Source organism: Priestia sp. P5 (genome assembly GCF_029522155.1).
Lineage (GTDB): Bacteria > Bacillota > Bacilli > Bacillales > Bacillaceae_H > Priestia > Priestia megaterium_E.
On the sequence record NZ_JAKWFJ010000001.1, the window covers coordinates 2388726 to 2403072 of the forward strand.

At 41.4% G+C, this 14347-nt stretch carries 15 protein-coding genes; all 15 read right to left on the bottom strand.

Annotation, left to right across the window (positions count from 1 at the left end; genetic code table 11):
• Nucleotides 1-84: 84 nt before the first annotated feature.
• Entirely contained in the window at nt 85-363 is a 279-nt protein-coding gene (locus MMB69_RS12850) for a YokU family protein (RefSeq protein ID WP_221783211.1), read from the bottom strand.
• 2 nt (nt 364-365) lie between these two features.
• Entirely contained in the window at nt 366-1775 is a 1410-nt protein-coding gene (gene kamA / locus MMB69_RS12855; protein WP_221783209.1) for a lysine 2,3-aminomutase, read from the bottom strand.
• 42 nt (nt 1776-1817) lie between these two features.
• Nucleotides 1818-2297: a GNAT family N-acetyltransferase gene (locus MMB69_RS12860; protein ID WP_277447841.1), complete on the bottom strand. Its 480-nt coding sequence runs from the start codon at nt 2295-2297 to the stop codon at nt 1818-1820.
• Nucleotides 2285-3805, bottom strand: a complete 1521-nt coding sequence (locus MMB69_RS12865) for a M81 family metallopeptidase (protein ID WP_277447842.1) — start codon at nt 3803-3805, stop codon at nt 2285-2287. The genes MMB69_RS12860 and MMB69_RS12865 overlap by 13 nt, the downstream gene beginning before the upstream one ends.
• Nucleotides 3806-3834: 29 nt before the next feature.
• Nucleotides 3835-5292, bottom strand: coding sequence for an aldehyde dehydrogenase family protein (locus tag MMB69_RS12870; protein WP_277447843.1), 1458 nt, complete (start codon nt 5290-5292; stop codon nt 3835-3837).
• A 29-nt stretch (nt 5293-5321) separates the two neighbouring features.
• Nucleotides 5322-6617 carry an aminotransferase class III-fold pyridoxal phosphate-dependent enzyme gene (locus MMB69_RS12875; RefSeq protein ID WP_277447844.1) on the bottom strand — a complete coding sequence of 432 codons (1296 nt, stop codon included), beginning with the start codon at nt 6615-6617 and terminating at the stop codon, nt 5322-5324.
• Nucleotides 6601-7986 carry an aminotransferase family protein gene (locus MMB69_RS12880; RefSeq protein ID WP_277447845.1) on the bottom strand — a complete coding sequence of 462 codons (1386 nt, stop codon included), beginning with the start codon at nt 7984-7986 and terminating at the stop codon, nt 6601-6603. Before MMB69_RS12880 ends, MMB69_RS12875 begins: the two co-directional genes overlap by 17 nt.
• A complete protein-coding gene (locus tag MMB69_RS12885) occupies nt 7974-9164 on the bottom strand; it encodes a thiolase family protein (RefSeq protein WP_221783197.1) in 1191 nt (396 codons plus the stop codon). Before MMB69_RS12885 ends, MMB69_RS12880 begins: the two co-directional genes overlap by 13 nt.
• Nucleotides 9164-9826 carry a 3-oxoacid CoA-transferase subunit B gene (locus tag MMB69_RS12890; RefSeq protein WP_221783196.1) on the bottom strand — a complete coding sequence of 221 codons (663 nt, stop codon included), beginning with the start codon at nt 9824-9826 and terminating at the stop codon, nt 9164-9166. The genes MMB69_RS12885 and MMB69_RS12890 overlap by 1 nt, the downstream gene beginning before the upstream one ends.
• A gap of 1 nt (nt 9827) precedes the next feature.
• Complete coding sequence (locus tag MMB69_RS12895) at nt 9828-10484, bottom strand: CoA transferase subunit A (RefSeq protein ID WP_221783194.1); 657 nt, start codon at nt 10482-10484, stop codon at nt 9828-9830.
• 180 nt (nt 10485-10664) lie between these two features.
• Complete coding sequence (locus MMB69_RS12900; protein WP_013057066.1) at nt 10665-10994, bottom strand: DUF3870 domain-containing protein; 330 nt, start codon at nt 10992-10994, stop codon at nt 10665-10667.
• Between the two features lie 214 nt (nt 10995-11208).
• A complete protein-coding gene (locus MMB69_RS12905; protein WP_221783192.1) occupies nt 11209-11457 on the bottom strand; it encodes a ferredoxin in 249 nt (82 codons plus the stop codon).
• Between the two features lie 37 nt (nt 11458-11494).
• A complete protein-coding gene (gene pdxS / locus MMB69_RS12910; RefSeq protein WP_277447846.1) occupies nt 11495-12379 on the bottom strand; it encodes a pyridoxal 5'-phosphate synthase lyase subunit PdxS in 885 nt (294 codons plus the stop codon).
• Nucleotides 12380-12572: 193 nt separating this feature from the next.
• Nucleotides 12573-13556 carry a quinone oxidoreductase family protein gene (locus MMB69_RS12915; protein ID WP_277447847.1) on the bottom strand — a complete coding sequence of 328 codons (984 nt, stop codon included), beginning with the start codon at nt 13554-13556 and terminating at the stop codon, nt 12573-12575.
• 14 nt (nt 13557-13570) lie between these two features.
• Nucleotides 13571-14344, bottom strand: coding sequence for an enoyl-CoA hydratase/isomerase family protein (locus MMB69_RS12920; protein ID WP_319641384.1), 774 nt, complete (start codon nt 14342-14344; stop codon nt 13571-13573).
• Nucleotides 14345-14347: the final 3 nt, after the last annotated feature.

Genomic DNA, 14347 nt, shown 5'->3' on the forward strand with positions numbered 1-14347 from the left:
AAATGAACTATGCGAACATGTTTAACGTAAAGCGTATAAGAATATCCATCTCCCACAAAAAGCAGGAGATGGACCCTTCATTGCTTACTTTGAAAAATCAAAGTAGTTTCGTTTTAATAGACGAGGCAGGTTCATAAGCTGTTCGTACGTTACACTTTTTTCTAAGGCAGAGGTGTTGATTAAAAACAGTTGATCTTCAATGTGTCCAACCGTTTTATCTGTTTGATACGTAATTCCACATTCTGAACATGTAATGGAAGGCGTCTCTTTAATTTCTATAGCTTTTGTGCCGTCAGGAAGCTCCCAATAAACCGTTGCATCCGTCTCTTTCGCTTCATAGGATTCGCACCATTGACATTTCAATATTATTCCTCCTTCGCTCCCGCCGTTTCGTATTTTTTCATTTGCGTTTCAAATTTTTTCTCTTTTAATTGATCGCGCTTTTCACGCTTGTCTTTTAAAGAGCTATGCTCTGGATTTTGGTCGTAGGTTTTCCTGCGGTCAAGACGGTTTAGACCTTCCGGCGTTAAGTTGAACTTTGTATCATCAATAATCGAAAGAACACCGTTGCTTTCAAATTTTTCAAACACTTCAGGATATACTTTTTTATAAAATTCTTCTGCGCTTCCACTTTGGTAATTTTGCGGCTCTGGATAAGATGTAATAACACCTTCAAAGTTTCGAAGCACCACTTTATTGGAGCTTTGAGAAATAATATAGTTTGGCTGCAGCGGAATTTTACCGCCTCCTCCAGGAGCATCCACGATAAACGTAGGAACTGCATAGCCGGACGTATGGCCGCGAAGTCCTTCCATAATTTCTAGCCCTTTACTGATCGGCGCACGGAAATGGCCGATTCCTTCTGATAAATCACATTGATAAATATAATAAGGACGAACGCGGATTTTCACTAAATCATGCATAAGCTGCTTCATGATTGGCACGCTGTCGTTAATTCCGGCTAAAATAACCGCTTGGTTCCCAACTGGAACTCCTACGTTCGCAAGCATTTCACAAGCACGCTTTGATTCTTCTGTAATTTCAATTGATGTGTTAAAGTGCGTATTTAGCCAAACCGGATGATATTTCTTTAAGATATTGCACAGGTTTTCTGTAATGCGCTGAGGGAACACCACGGGTGCTCTTGTGCCGATACGAATAATTTCTACGTGCGGAATATCGCGCAAATTTTTCAAAATATATTCTAAAATATTGTCATTGATTAATAGGCCGTCTCCTCCGGAAATTAATACATCACGGATTTGAGGATTGGCTGCAATGTAATTAATAGCTGTATCCAGCTGTTTTTTTGGAACGCCCATGCCAATTTGTCCTGAAAAACGTCTTCTTGTACAGTAGCGGCAGTACATAGAGCATTGATTTGTAACTAAAAACAGCACGCGGTCGGGATAACGATGCGTTAAGCCAGGAACCGGTGAATCTTCATCTTCATGAAGCGGATCTTCTAAATCATACCTTGTTTTATGCAGTTCTTCTGAAATAGGAACGGACTGCATTCTGATTGGACATTTCGGATCGTTCTCATCCATTAACCATGCGTAATAAGGAGTGATGTTTAACGGAATCGTTTTGGTTGCAATTTTTACGCCTTCTTCTTCTTGAGGTGTTAAATTAATCACTTTCTTTAAATCTTCCAATGTTTTAATCGTGTTTGTCAGCTGCCAAACCCAGTCGTTCCACTGCTCGTCCGTTACATCTTTCCAAAGCTCGATTTCTTTCCAGTGTCTGCTTGCTTTATATAATGTATTATTCATTTTATATTCCCTCCAAAGTTCATTTTTTGAATAGATGTTCTATTAAGAAATTGACCGCACCATATAATAACGATCTTCTCCTTCGCCAAACTCTCCTTCTCGCGTTTCTTTGATGGTAAAGCCCATTTTTTTATACAGTTTCACAGCCCCTTCATTTTGTACATTCACAGTCAAACAAACGCTTTCAAAACTATCTTTTTGTAGAATCGAAAATATTTCTTCTAAAAACAGCTGTCCAACTCCGCTTCCTTGTTTATCAGAGCGGACGTAGAAACCAAAGATATAAGCTTTTGTGATATCTTTGTAATCTCGAAGCAGCTCACAAATGGCAATCGGCCTTGCGTCATTTTCCTGGAAATATTGAATAAGCTTGCCATAGCGGGCTAAAGGTACAAGCGTCTGTTCATCAACGGCTCCCATGCCCGGAAACGCATCTTTTTCAAGTTCAATCATCATCTTTTGCTGTTCAGGATTTAACGACTCTGGGACTTCGATATAGTACTGCTCTTTTAATACATCCATTTTTCTTTCCTCCTTTTTTCACTTTCATATTTGACATCTTGCAGCGGCCAGATTGGATTTGGAATGTGCTGATAATTAAAGGTCGTTAAGCGATTTGATGCTACGCCTGGAGCATCCACATAGATGATAGATCCTACAAGCGGTTCAAAAGCGGCCCTAAAATGATTTTTAGCTTTTAAACCAATGATTTTTTTCCTTGCTGGCTCGATACCGATATGGCGAAAAAGTTCAGGATCGTTTGCTGATACCGGCCTTCCAATCAGTAAAATATCCAATTCTCCTACTCGAATATGAGCTGCGCCTTTTACATTTACTTTTAAATGCTGATTAAACGGTCCCGAATTGTAAAACTCACCTTCTGATAAGCCAATGACCTTTGCTTCAACTTCAACGGGCTTTCCAAACTCTGGAGAAACTTTTCCTCCTAAGGAAAGAGAGACGTAACTTCCAACTCCTGATTGCCCGCATTTTTTAATAGATTCAGGGTCATAAAGGCCTCCAAATAGTGTCCCCGGCATATTTAGCTTCAGCATGTATTCTAAAAGCTCTGTTGTATCGCCGCTTCCGCAGCTTAAAGGATTGTCCGCTATATCAGCGAGCACAATTGGCTGTTCGTTTAATCGTTTTAACGCTGTTTGCAGACCTTCTTCAACGGTAGGCAAATCCACGATAAAATCCTCTTTTATACTCCAAAACTGAGAAGCTAGTCTCTTTGCTGTTTTTTCTGCTGCTTCAGAATTCAAAGCTGTTACGAGCACGCTTGCTCCCGCAATTGGAATATCAGAATACGGAAAGCCTCCAAAAATGGAAACATTGTATATGTCTTCTTCTTGCTCGGCTTGCTTAGCAAGATCAATCATTTTTTTCATCGGCCCTTCTGCTGTTCGCATATTAATCGACGGCAAAAGCATAGGCAATTTCTTTAAAGATGCATAATAGATAGCGCTTTCTTTTACTTGTGTTAAAAGCGCTCGCGCAGCGTTCACTCCTTGTTCATACATGTCAACATGGGGATATGTTTTAAAACCAAAATGAAGCGGCGTGTGCGTAAGCATATCTTCACTGATATTCGCGTGCATATCGAGCGTAGTAGCAACGGGAACGTCGCTTCCTATACAGCTTCTTATCTGATTTAATAAATGAGCTTCAGGATCGAAAAGATGCTCTACTACCATTGCGCCGTGCAAGGCGATTAACAAACCATCTAGCGACCCCGCATGAGTAAGTGAGTGCAACATTTGCTTTTCAATTGTGTGATAAGCTTCAGAAGATACAATCCCAGATGGAACCGCAGCTGCACAAACAAGGGGAACGATTTCTACTTGTTTTTCTTGCTTTAATACATCTAAAAATCCCCCTACTTCTGTTTTGGTTCCTGAGTATGCTTTATATATTTCTGCTCCAACAAAATAGCCTTCTTGTACAAACTGTTCTATTTCTGTTTTTAATGGACTAAAGCTGTGAGATTCATGATAAAAAAAGGCAATGCCAATGCGATATGAAGACATGTGCTCCTCCTTTTCGCTAAGGTGCGAGATTAATAGTTGGTGTAGACAGACTTCCATTCTGTCATCACATCAAATGCATGATGAGAAACTTCCCTGTGGCCGTTGCCAGACATTTTCATTCCTCCGAACGCTACCCCCATTTCAGCATTAGATGTTCCGTTATTGATATAGACTAATCCGCTAACAGCGTCTTTTGCAGCTCGGCTTGCATAGTGCAAGCTGCTTGTATAAATAGAAGTGGAAAGCCCATACATTGTTCCATTATTGACGCTCATTGCTTCTTCATAGCCATCTACTTCAATAAAAGCAAGCACGGGACCAAAAATTTCTTCTTGAGCAATCGTGTGGTTCGAACTGACGTTATCAATAATTGTAGGCATGTAATAACAAGTTCCTAACTCTGATAAAGCATGACCTCCAAGCGCAATATTTCCGCCTTCTTCCACCGCTTTTTGTACGTAATTGTCTACTAAACGGCACTGCTGTTCATTAACAAGCGGTCCTATCACAACTCCTTGTTCAAGACCATTTCCAATCTTCATTTCTTTTGTAAGAGCTATTACTTTTTTCAAAAGCTCTTCTTTTACTGAACGCTCCACGATGACTCTGCTAGCTGCGGTACAGCGCTGCCCTGTGGTCGTAAATGCTGATTTAACAATTCCTTCTGCTGCTTTATCCAAATCCGCATCCTTTAACACAATAACAGCGTTTTTTCCTCCTAGCTCTAAAGAAATTCGTTTTAAGGTTTTACTGCTCATTTCTGCTAATTGCTGACCAACTTCCGTAGAACCTGTAAATGAGATGATTTTCACTTCAGAGTGCGTAGCAAGCTTTTGTCCAACGATTCTGCCCGATCCTGTAAGCAAATTAATTGTTCCTTTTGGAAGCCCCGCAGCGTGCAATACTTCCATAAAAATCTTCGCTGAGAGCGCCACTTCTGAAGCCGGCTTCCAAACAACGGTATTACCAGCGATTAAAGCGGCAAACATTTTATAAGAAGCGAGAGAAACAGGAAAGTTCCAAGGTGTAATAGATGCCACAACTCCAAGCGGTTCGCGAACCATTTTTATATCTCGGTCAGGAAAGCCAGCGGGCACTATTTCGCCAAACAAACGTCTTCCTTCTCCCGCCATATACTGAGCTGTTGCAATGACGACACCAACTTCCCCTATGGATTCTGTCAGCGGTTTTCCCATCTCTTTTGTCATCACTTGAGCGAGCTCTTCTTTTCTGTCTTCAAAAAGCTCAGCTGCTTTTGTTAAAAATGCTGCACGTTCAGGAATAGATGTATTTTTCCAGTGGCTGTAGGCTGTACTAGCCGCTCTTACCGCATTATCGACTTGACTAGCCGTAGCGGCTGCGCACGTTCCGACGAGCTCTTGTGTTGCAGGGTTTATACTTTCAAAATAGGTTTGCTCCTCTTCACTTACCCACTCGCCGTTAATATATAAATTTCCTTGTAACAGTTCGGTTTTAGTCTGACTCATATTGTTACCCTCCTTTTCATTTAAAAAATCTAATTAATTGAAACTGCTTCTGTGATGGCTTCTTCTAGTAAAGACAGCCCTTGATCCAGCACGTCTTTATCAATATTTAGCGGCAGCATTAAACGAATGGTTTGCCCTTTGACTCCACAGTTCATAATTAGCAGTCTTTTTTCCAACGCTTTTGATTTAATAACAGGGACATAAGCAGCTGCCGTTTCAACATGAAATTCAATACCAATCATCATACCAATTCCTCTAACCTCTTTAATAGCCGGTAAATGTCCGATAGAATGCTGAAGGCGTTTAACAATATCAACGCCTACTTTTTCACTGCGCTCTACAAGCTTTTCTTCTTCAATGATTGAAATATTAGCTAAAGCCGCTGCGCATGATACTGGATTTCCGCCAAAAGTAGAACCATGTCCAGCTGTTGGCCATTTCTCATGCAGCTCTCGGCTTGCTACAATGGCTCCTAAAGGCATACCACCGGAAAGAGCTTTTGCTAAAACTAAAATATCTGGTGTGACTCCAGCATGTTCTGCGGCAAACATTTTTCCAGTGCGACCAAATCCCGTTTGCACTTCATCAAAAACAAGCAGAATGCCATAATCATTCGCTATGTCTCTCAGTGCGCGTAAAAAGCTAGAAGGAGCAGGGTAATAGCCTCCTTCGCCCATGACTGGCTCAATTACAATCGCTGCTACGCGTGAAGGATCCACTCGCAGTTCAAACAGCTTTTGCAGTTGATTTAAGCAATATGCTTCTGCATCTTCCTCGTCAATATTAGGAAGCTGACTTGGATACGGATAAGGAACATGATACACTTCTCCTAAAATCGGCTCGTAGTAGCTGCGGTATTTTGAGCTTGAAGCCGTAATAGCTGTAGCTCCTAGTGTACGACCGTGAAAAGAACCTTCAAAAGCAATAATCGCTGGCCTGCCAGTGGCCGCTTTTGCTAATTTGAGCGCACCATCAATGGCTTCTGCGCCTGAGTTTGAAAAAAACACCGTGTCTAAGTTTCCAGGCGTAATTTGCGCAAGTTTTTCTGCCAAATTCACTGCTGTTTCGTAATAGCCGTAGTTTAAGCCTAGGTGAAGCAGCTGATCTGCTTGTTTTTTAATCGCTTCTACCATCTTTTCATGCGTATGACCCACTGCATTGACAGCTACTCCTGATACAAAATCAATATATTCCTTGCCATCAGCTGTCCAAAATTTCGCACCGTGCGCTTTTTCAATAACAAGCTCTGTTACTCTTGTCATCACCGGTGATAAATGTTTTTTTCCTTTGATTTGAAGCTCTTCTGTTTTATTTTGCACTTTCATATGACTCATCCTTTCTTATGTGCTGATGAAAAATAGAAAACGCATGATCTAGCAATCTCACTATTTCATCAACTTCTGATTTCGTTATATTTAAAGGAGGACTGATAATGATATGTTCTCCTTTATGTCCATCTATAGATCCGGATCCTGGATAAAAGACGCCTCCAAGCTCCATACAAATTTCATTGAGCTTTTCGCTGGCTGCTTCACGTGGCTCGAAAAATATCTGTTGATTGGCGTCTTTCATTAGTTCTAATCCAATTAAAAGTCCGCGGCCGCGAATATCTGAAATATAAGGATGCTTGCGCTGCAGCGCTACTAAACATTCCATTAAATACGCGCCTTGAGTTTCAACGTTTTGAAGGATATTCCTTTCTTCATACATATCCAAAGCAGCAAGGCCTGCCGCTATTGAAACAGGATGTCCACTGTACGTATAGCCATGAAGAAATTTCCCGCTGCTATTTTCTAACAGGCCTTGAATCAGACGGTCATGGACAATCATTCCTCCTAAAGGAGCGTACCCAGCTGAAACTCCTTTACCAAACGTTAGGATATCCGGTTCGATTCCGAATTGTTCCACTGCAAAATCAGTTCCTGTTCTCCCGAAGCCTGTCATCACTTCATCAACAATCAAAAGAATGTCATAGCGGCTGCAAAGCTCACGTACTTTTTTGAAATAGTCAAGCGGAGGTACAACAGCTCCTTGCTGACTTCCTACGATGGGCTCTGCGATAAAAGCTGAAATATTTTCTGGACCAAGCTCTAAAATGGTTCGTTCAATATCGGTGATGCAGCTCCAGTTTTGATTTGCCACGCAGTCTTCTTGATTGCGATTATACGGACAGCGATGACAATACGGCGAATAGACGTGCGCAAAATGTAAAAGATTAGGTGTATAAGGATATCGTCTTTTTACATCTCCTCCAGCTGATAGTGCCCCTATCGTATTTCCGTGATAGGACTGCCACCTTCCAATTACGATGTGTTTTTGCATCTTTCCGGCATCTCTGTGATATTGCCTTGCTAATTTTAATGCACTTTCATTGGCTTCTGATCCTCCTGATGTAAAATAGACTTTGTTTAAATGAAGTGGCGCCATTTCTCCAATTTTGCCTGCAAGTTTATGCAAAACATCCGTTTCAAAACGCAATGTATGAACAAACGCCGCTTTTTTTGCTTGCTCAGCCATCGCCTCGGCTATTTTTACAATGCCGTGTCCTAAATTTGCCGCCACGGCCCCGGAGCAGCCGTCTAAATACTTTTTTCCTTGTTCATCTATTAAGTAGCTTCCTTCACCGTGTGTAATCATTGGGTACTTTTTTGTTAAATCTCTATGAAACACATAATCTCTTTTTATTTCGTCCATCTTTCCACCACCATCGCCATTCCTAATCCTCCTGCAACGCAAATAGTTGCGAGGCCGTATCGTCTTTTTTGCTTGTGAAGCTCATGACACAGAGTTGTTATAATTCTTGCCCCGGAGCATCCTAAAGGGTGTCCAAGCGCAATTGCTCCTCCGTTTACATTCACTTTTTCTGATGTGATGTCCCATTCTCTTAAGCAAGCAATACTTTGAGCGGCAAATGCTTCGTTTAATTCTATCAAGTCCATATCACCTAAACTTAAACCGACTTTATTTAAAGCAATTTGTGAAGCAGAAACGGGGCCAATTCCCATTTCCTTTGGAGAGACGCCCGCTGCGGCAAACGACACAATCTTTGCCATAGGCGTTAATCCGAGTTGCTCAGCTTTTTCTTCCGACATCAGCAACATCATCGAAGCGCCATCGTTTCTGCCGGATGAATTGCCAGCTGTCACCGTTCCATTCCTTTGAAAAACGGGTTTAAGCGTACCAAGCTTTTCTTTACTAGTAAGACGAGGAAATTCATCTGTTGCAAAATGCCCCATTCCTTTTTTTCCTTCTTTTACAGGCACGGGGATAATTTCTTCTTCAAACAAATCAAGCTCTATAGCCCGCCTAGCTTTTTCCTGACTATAAAAAGAAAACTCATCTTGTTCCGCGCGGCTAATACTATACTTTTCAGCGAGCCACTCCGCCGTCTGTCCCATTGTAAACGTTCCGTATAAAGTTTCAGGCTGTGATTTTGGCTGACTTTCTGTATTAGAATCATAGAGTGTTAAATCACCAACGTGAAAACCGAAACGAGTCCCTACCGTATAGTGCGGTGCTTGAGACATGCTTTCCACTCCTCCGGCTAATACCACTTCAGCTTGACCCGACAAAATGGACATAGCTCCATTCATTACAGCCTGCATGCCTGAGCCGCACTGACGGTGCACGGTATAAGCTGGAATACGTTCAGAGAATTGAGCTTTCAGCCCAGCGACTCTTGCTATATTAGGAGCATGAGCGCTTTGTTTCGTTTGTCCGACGATAATTTCATCAACAATCTCTGACGTGTATCCGGCTGAAGACAAATTGTTTTTCATCACAAGAGAGACTAGTTCTTCCGGAAGCGTATCTGCAAGCGAACCGCCAAACTTTCCAATAGGCGTTCGAAATGCATTTACAATCACTGCCATTATGCCGTCACCTCATTGTCTTTATTAAACAATTTAGAAACGTAAAAAGAAGCCTCTGTTTTTTGTTTTACTTCCTCTACAGAAACACCCGGAGCTGTTTCAAGAAGTTCAAGACCAAGATCCGTTACCGAAAAGACAGCTAATTCCGTAATAATCATATCGACTCGTCGCTCTGAAGTAAGCGGATAGGTTAAATTCCTAACTAGCTTTGACTCTCCTTGACTATTCGTATGAAGAGTCGTCACAATCACTTTTTTTGATCCTTCTAATAAATCCATTGCTCCTCCTACGCCAAGAACACTTTTCCCAGGAACAGACCAGTTTGCAATTCGGCCTGCTTCATCTACTTGAAGCACTCCAAGAATGGATACATTCACATGGCCTCCGCGTATCATGGCAAAGGAATCGGCGCTGTTAAAAAATGAAGAACCTTCCAAAACCGTGACAGGCAGCTTTCCAGCATTCACAAGTTCTGGATCTATATAATCTTCTTCAGGAGTAGGGCCCACTCCGAGAATCCCGTTTTCTGAATGTAAAAACACATGAATATCGGGTGCAATATAATTAGCAACTAAAGTAGGAATGCCGATTCCTAAGTTCACTGTATCTCCGTGACAAAGCTCTTTTGCAGCGCGCGCAGCAATATATTGTTTGACGTTCATCTTATTTTTCTCCTTTCACTACGATATAAGTAACGTATAAATGAGGAGTTATAATTTCTTCAGGAGAAATTTGTCCAACTTCAACCACTTCTTCTACTTCTGCAATCACGATATCAGCGGCCGTTGCCATCATTGGATTAAAGTTTCTTGCTGATTTGCTGTAAATAAGATTTCCGAGTCGATCTGCTTTTTTAGCTTTTATAAGAGCTACATCTGCGTGCAGCGATTCTTGCAAAATATATTTCTTTCCTTTTAACACTCGTTCTTCTTTTCCTTCAGCGAGCTGAGTCCCTACGCTCACAGGCGTGTAAAACCCGCCTATGCCTGCTCCTCCTGCTCGAATCGCCTCGGACATTGTTCCTTGCGGGATGAGCTCCACTTGAAGTTCTTGTTGTTGATAAGCGTGTACAACTTCAGGGTTGGAAGTAAAATAAGACCCTATGGCTTTTTTTACTTGTTTTTTTTGAACTAATACACCTAATCCTTTTCCAGGTTCACCGAGGTTATTACTAATAATCTCTAAATCTTTAAGGTTTGATTTGGCAATCGCTTCAATCAGACTAAGCGGGCTTCCAACAAGACCAAATCCACCTACCATAATGCGTGCGCCATCTGTTATTTTTTCTATTGCTTCTTCGCGCGTGATGATTTTGTTCATTTTGTTTCCTCCTTTTCTTTTTATATTTCACAGCGCTTTACACGAAAAAAAACCAAGCAGGACACAATGACTCCCCAAAGAAAAAGGGATGTCCCCCACTCTTTGTAAAGTGTGTGTGTCTGCTTGGTTTTAATAAGACCATGAAAAGAGGTTGTCTTCTCACTTTATTCTAACCAAACGCTATGTAATTTTTTGATTCACATTATCCCAGTAACGTTGGATTGCAGCCTGAAGCGCTACGATAATCGCCTGTTGAGATGGAGCAAAATAATAATTTTGAATACGTTCAATAAGAGGTTCAATTCCATCTGCAAGGCAGTAACCAATAAGCAGCTTCCGGAAAAAATTTTGCGTCAGCTCCGTAATAAACGTAAACTCAGCATTTACAATTTTATGCTCTGTCAGATCCACTTCTAGTACAATTCCCGCATGCTTATACATTTCATACATGGAAGTTCCCTGTGGAGCTTTTGCATATCCTGTCACAATGACTGTATTCAGTATTTGCATGCCCCTTAATCTCCTTTTAAAAACTATTTAATTACTCCGCACTTTTACACTAATAATTCTGAAAGGTCAAATGAGACTAACTCATATGCTTTTAGTTATGTAAGTGCTTTCATTTTTAAAAAGATATGTTCTTACACAACTAACATTTCGCCTTTTCTAGACAAAATCCTTCTTTTCTTTTAAAAAAACTTTCTATTTTTTTATTTATTCGGCTTTATTGAAATTTATTCGAGTCTCCATCAAACTTTTCATCTGCTATCCGGATGGATTCTGTTGGACAGCCTTCAAACGCATCCATTAAATCATCTTCTAGCTCTTGGGGCACTTCAGCCGTGCCTTGATTATCATCAAGTATAACGAACGCAATTCCTTCATCATCATAGTCATAAATATCAGGTGCCGAAGCTCCACATGCGCCGCACGCAATACACGTTTCTTTATCGACTATCGTATATTTCCCCATGATCATTCTCCTAACTAAGTTTAAAAGTTATTACTTATTACCAGCCGCGTTCTTGCATACGATTTTCTGGTAATAATGATGAAATTTCAATTCCTTTCATTGCACTTCCTAATCCCTTTGATAAGCTTGCAATCAGTTCATAGTCTTGATAATGCGTTGTTGCCTCCACGATTGCTCGCGCAAATTTTTCAGGGTTGTCTGATTTGAAGATTCCTGATCCAACAAATACACCGTCTGCTCCAAGCTGCATCATTAACGCTGCGTCCGCGGGTGTTGCTACGCCGCCTGCTGCAAAGTTTACAACCGGTAAGCGGCCTTCGCGTTTAATTTGCAGTAATAGCTCATAAGGCGCACCTAATAGTTTTGCTTCTGTCATTAACTCGTCTTCATCCATGCCTACAACTTTACGTACTTGAGCGTTTACTTGGCGCATATGACGCACTGCTTCGACGATGTTTCCTGTTCCTGGCTCGCCTTTTGTACGAAGCATCGAGGCACCTTCACCAATTCGTCTTGCTGCTTCCCCTAAATCACGGCATCCGCATACAAATGGAACCGTAAATGTACTTTTGTTAAGGTGATATTCCTCATCAGCTGGAGTGAGTACTTCACTTTCGTCAATGTAGTCTACACCCATTACTTCTAGCACGCGTGCTTCAACAATATGGCCAATACGAGCTTTCGCCATAACTGGAATGGATACAGCGTTCATCACTTCTTCAACAATTGTTGGGTCTGCCATACGAGACACGCCGCCTGCTGCACGAATATCAGCTGGAACACGCTCTAACGCCATAACAGCAACAGCCCCTGCTGCCTCTGCAATTTTTGCCTGTTCTGCATTGATCACGTCCATGATAACGCCGCCTTTTTGCATTTCCGCCATTCCCCGCTTCACGCGGTCCGTTCCATTTCTCACCATATTCAATTCCTCCTTTATATGTTCAAACACTTATTATGCAACTTCCATGCCAGTGTTAAAATATAGAAGAAATTAGTAAAAAGTATTGATTTTTATGCCAAATTATTAAGCGGTTTTTAAAAATTTGGCAGGTGGAAGCCAATTTTTTAAACCAAAACAGCTCCCATCCCTATTAGAGACGGAAGCTGTTTTGTTAAGGAACTAGCACTAATTTTCCGGTCGTTTTTCTTCCTTGAAGCAGACGATGTACATCTGCCGCTTCATCAAGTGAAAACGTGCCGCCCAGCATTAATTTTAACTGACCGGAATTCACGTAGTTTAATAACTCATGCAGACTTTGCTGATAAATCGCTGGTTTTGCCATCATTTGAGGTAAGAAAAAGCCGAGAACCGATTGGTTTTTTTCCATCAGGCGGGCAGGGTTAAATTTTACAGGTTTTCCACTAGCCATTCCGTAAAAAACGAGGCGCCCAAATGGTGCAAGACATTGAAGAGATTCATAGAATATATGCCCTCCTACCATTTCTAAAATAATATCGGCTCCTTTTCCTTCCGTTACTTCTAAAATTCGTTTTTCCCAGCCTGTTTCTGTATAGTTAATCGCTTCGTCAGCTCCGAGATTTTTTGCAAGCTCCAGCTTTTCTTTGGAGCTCGCTGTAGCAATAACTTTTCCAGCTCCAAAAATTTTGGCAAGCTGGACAGCTAAGGTTCCAACACCGCCTGCTGCCGCATGAACGATGACGGTTTCTCCTTTTTCAAGGCGACCCATTGTTTTTAAAATATGATAAGCCGTAAGTCCTTGAAGAGGCAAAGCAACCGCTTGTGTTAAATCCACATTCTCCGGCAACGGAATAAGGCCTCTTGAATCTGCAAGCGTGTACTCCGCGTAGCCTGTTGCTCGATTAGATCCTAGCAGCGTCACAACTTTTGTACCTACTTTTATGCCTTTTACGTCTTCACCTACTTCGACCACTTCTCCCGCTACTTCAGAACCAGGAATAAAAGGCAGGGGTGTTTCGACTACGTATGCTCCTTCACGCCGTGCAGCGTCGGCATAATTAACGCCAATTGCCGCAACTTTAATGAGCACATCTTTCTTTTTTGGTACAGGACGTGCAATATCGATAACTTGAAGAACATCAGGTCCTCCGTACTGCGTGAATTGAATAGCTTTCATCTTATATCCCCCTTTTATTTCCCTTGAAATAGCGGCTTTCTTTTTTCTTTAAACGCAGATATTCCTTCTTGATGATCTCTTGTTTCTACCATAAGAACTTGCGTTAGCCTTTCTTGTTCAAGGACTTGTTGTAACGTTAAATGGAATGAATCGTTGACAATTTTTTTCATTTTCCCATACGCTTTCGTTGGTCCTTGTGATAAGCGGCTTGCAAAGGACGTAACTTCATCTTTCAGCTGATTTAACGGCACTACATGGTTTAAAAAACCGGCTTTATAAGCTGTTTCGGCATCCATAGGCTCTCCTAAAAATAACAGTTCCTTCGCTTTGTGGGGACCAACGACCTTTGTAAGGAAGTAAAGGCCTCCTCCGTCTGAAATCAATCCAACTTGAGAAAAGCTTAATACGAACCGACTTTCTTCTGACGCAATGATAAAGTCAGAAGCGAGAGCTAAATTAAAAGCCGCTCCTGCTGCAAACCCATGAACTGCTGAAATAATTGGCTTCTCTAGATTTTGCATCGCTAAAATACATTCATTTAAACGGCCGATATGTTCATAAACATCAGCTCCCGATGCTTGGCCCATCGTTTTTACATCGCCTCCGGCAGAAAACGAGCGCCCCGCTCCATTTAATATAACCACTTTAATAGACTCATCGCTTTGTGCCTGTTTTATTTCAGCTGTTAACTTTTCAATCATTTCCTCACTGAATGCATTTAAACGATCCGGTCGATTTAACGTTAAAGATAAAATAGTCCCCTGCTTTTCTACTACTAAATCACTCATAAT

Excerpts from the sequence above, each read along its gene's own strand:
- MMB69_RS12875 (WP_277447844.1), bottom strand. The coding sequence starts at position 6,617 with ATGAAAGTGCAAAATAAAACAGAAGAGCTTCAAATCAAAGGAAAAAAA.
- MMB69_RS12870 (WP_277447843.1), bottom strand. The coding sequence starts at position 5,292 with ATGAGTCAGACTAAAACCGAACTGTTACAAGGAAATTTATATATTAAC.
- MMB69_RS12885 (WP_221783197.1), bottom strand. The coding sequence starts at position 9,164 with ATGGCAGTGATTGTAAATGCATTTCGAACGCCTATTGGAAAGTTTGGC.
- MMB69_RS12895 (WP_221783194.1), bottom strand. The coding sequence starts at position 10,484 with ATGAACAAAATCATCACGCGCGAAGAAGCAATAGAAAAAATAACAGAT.
- MMB69_RS12915 (WP_277447847.1), bottom strand. The coding sequence starts at position 13,556 with ATGAAAGCTATTCAATTCACGCAGTACGGAGGACCTGATGTTCTTCAA.
- kamA (WP_221783209.1), bottom strand. The coding sequence starts at position 1,775 with ATGAATAATACATTATATAAAGCAAGCAGACACTGGAAAGAAATCGAG.
- MMB69_RS12900 (WP_013057066.1), bottom strand. The coding sequence starts at position 10,994 with ATGCAAATACTGAATACAGTCATTGTGACAGGATATGCAAAAGCTCCA.
- MMB69_RS12920 (WP_319641384.1), bottom strand. The coding sequence starts at position 14,344 with ATGAGTGATTTAGTAGTAGAAAAGCAGGGGACTATTTTATCTTTAACG.
- MMB69_RS12880 (WP_277447845.1), bottom strand. The coding sequence starts at position 7,986 with ATGGACGAAATAAAAAGAGATTATGTGTTTCATAGAGATTTAACAAAA.
- MMB69_RS12890 (WP_221783196.1), bottom strand. The coding sequence starts at position 9,826 with ATGAACGTCAAACAATATATTGCTGCGCGCGCTGCAAAAGAGCTTTGT.
- pdxS (WP_277447846.1), bottom strand. The coding sequence starts at position 12,379 with ATGGTGAGAAATGGAACGGACCGCGTGAAGCGGGGAATGGCGGAAATG.
- MMB69_RS12865 (WP_277447842.1), bottom strand. The coding sequence starts at position 3,805 with ATGTCTTCATATCGCATTGGCATTGCCTTTTTTTATCATGAATCTCAC.
- MMB69_RS12905 (WP_221783192.1), bottom strand. The coding sequence starts at position 11,457 with ATGGGGAAATATACGATAGTCGATAAAGAAACGTGTATTGCGTGCGGC.
- MMB69_RS12860 (WP_277447841.1), bottom strand. The coding sequence starts at position 2,297 with ATGGATGTATTAAAAGAGCAGTACTATATCGAAGTCCCAGAGTCGTTA.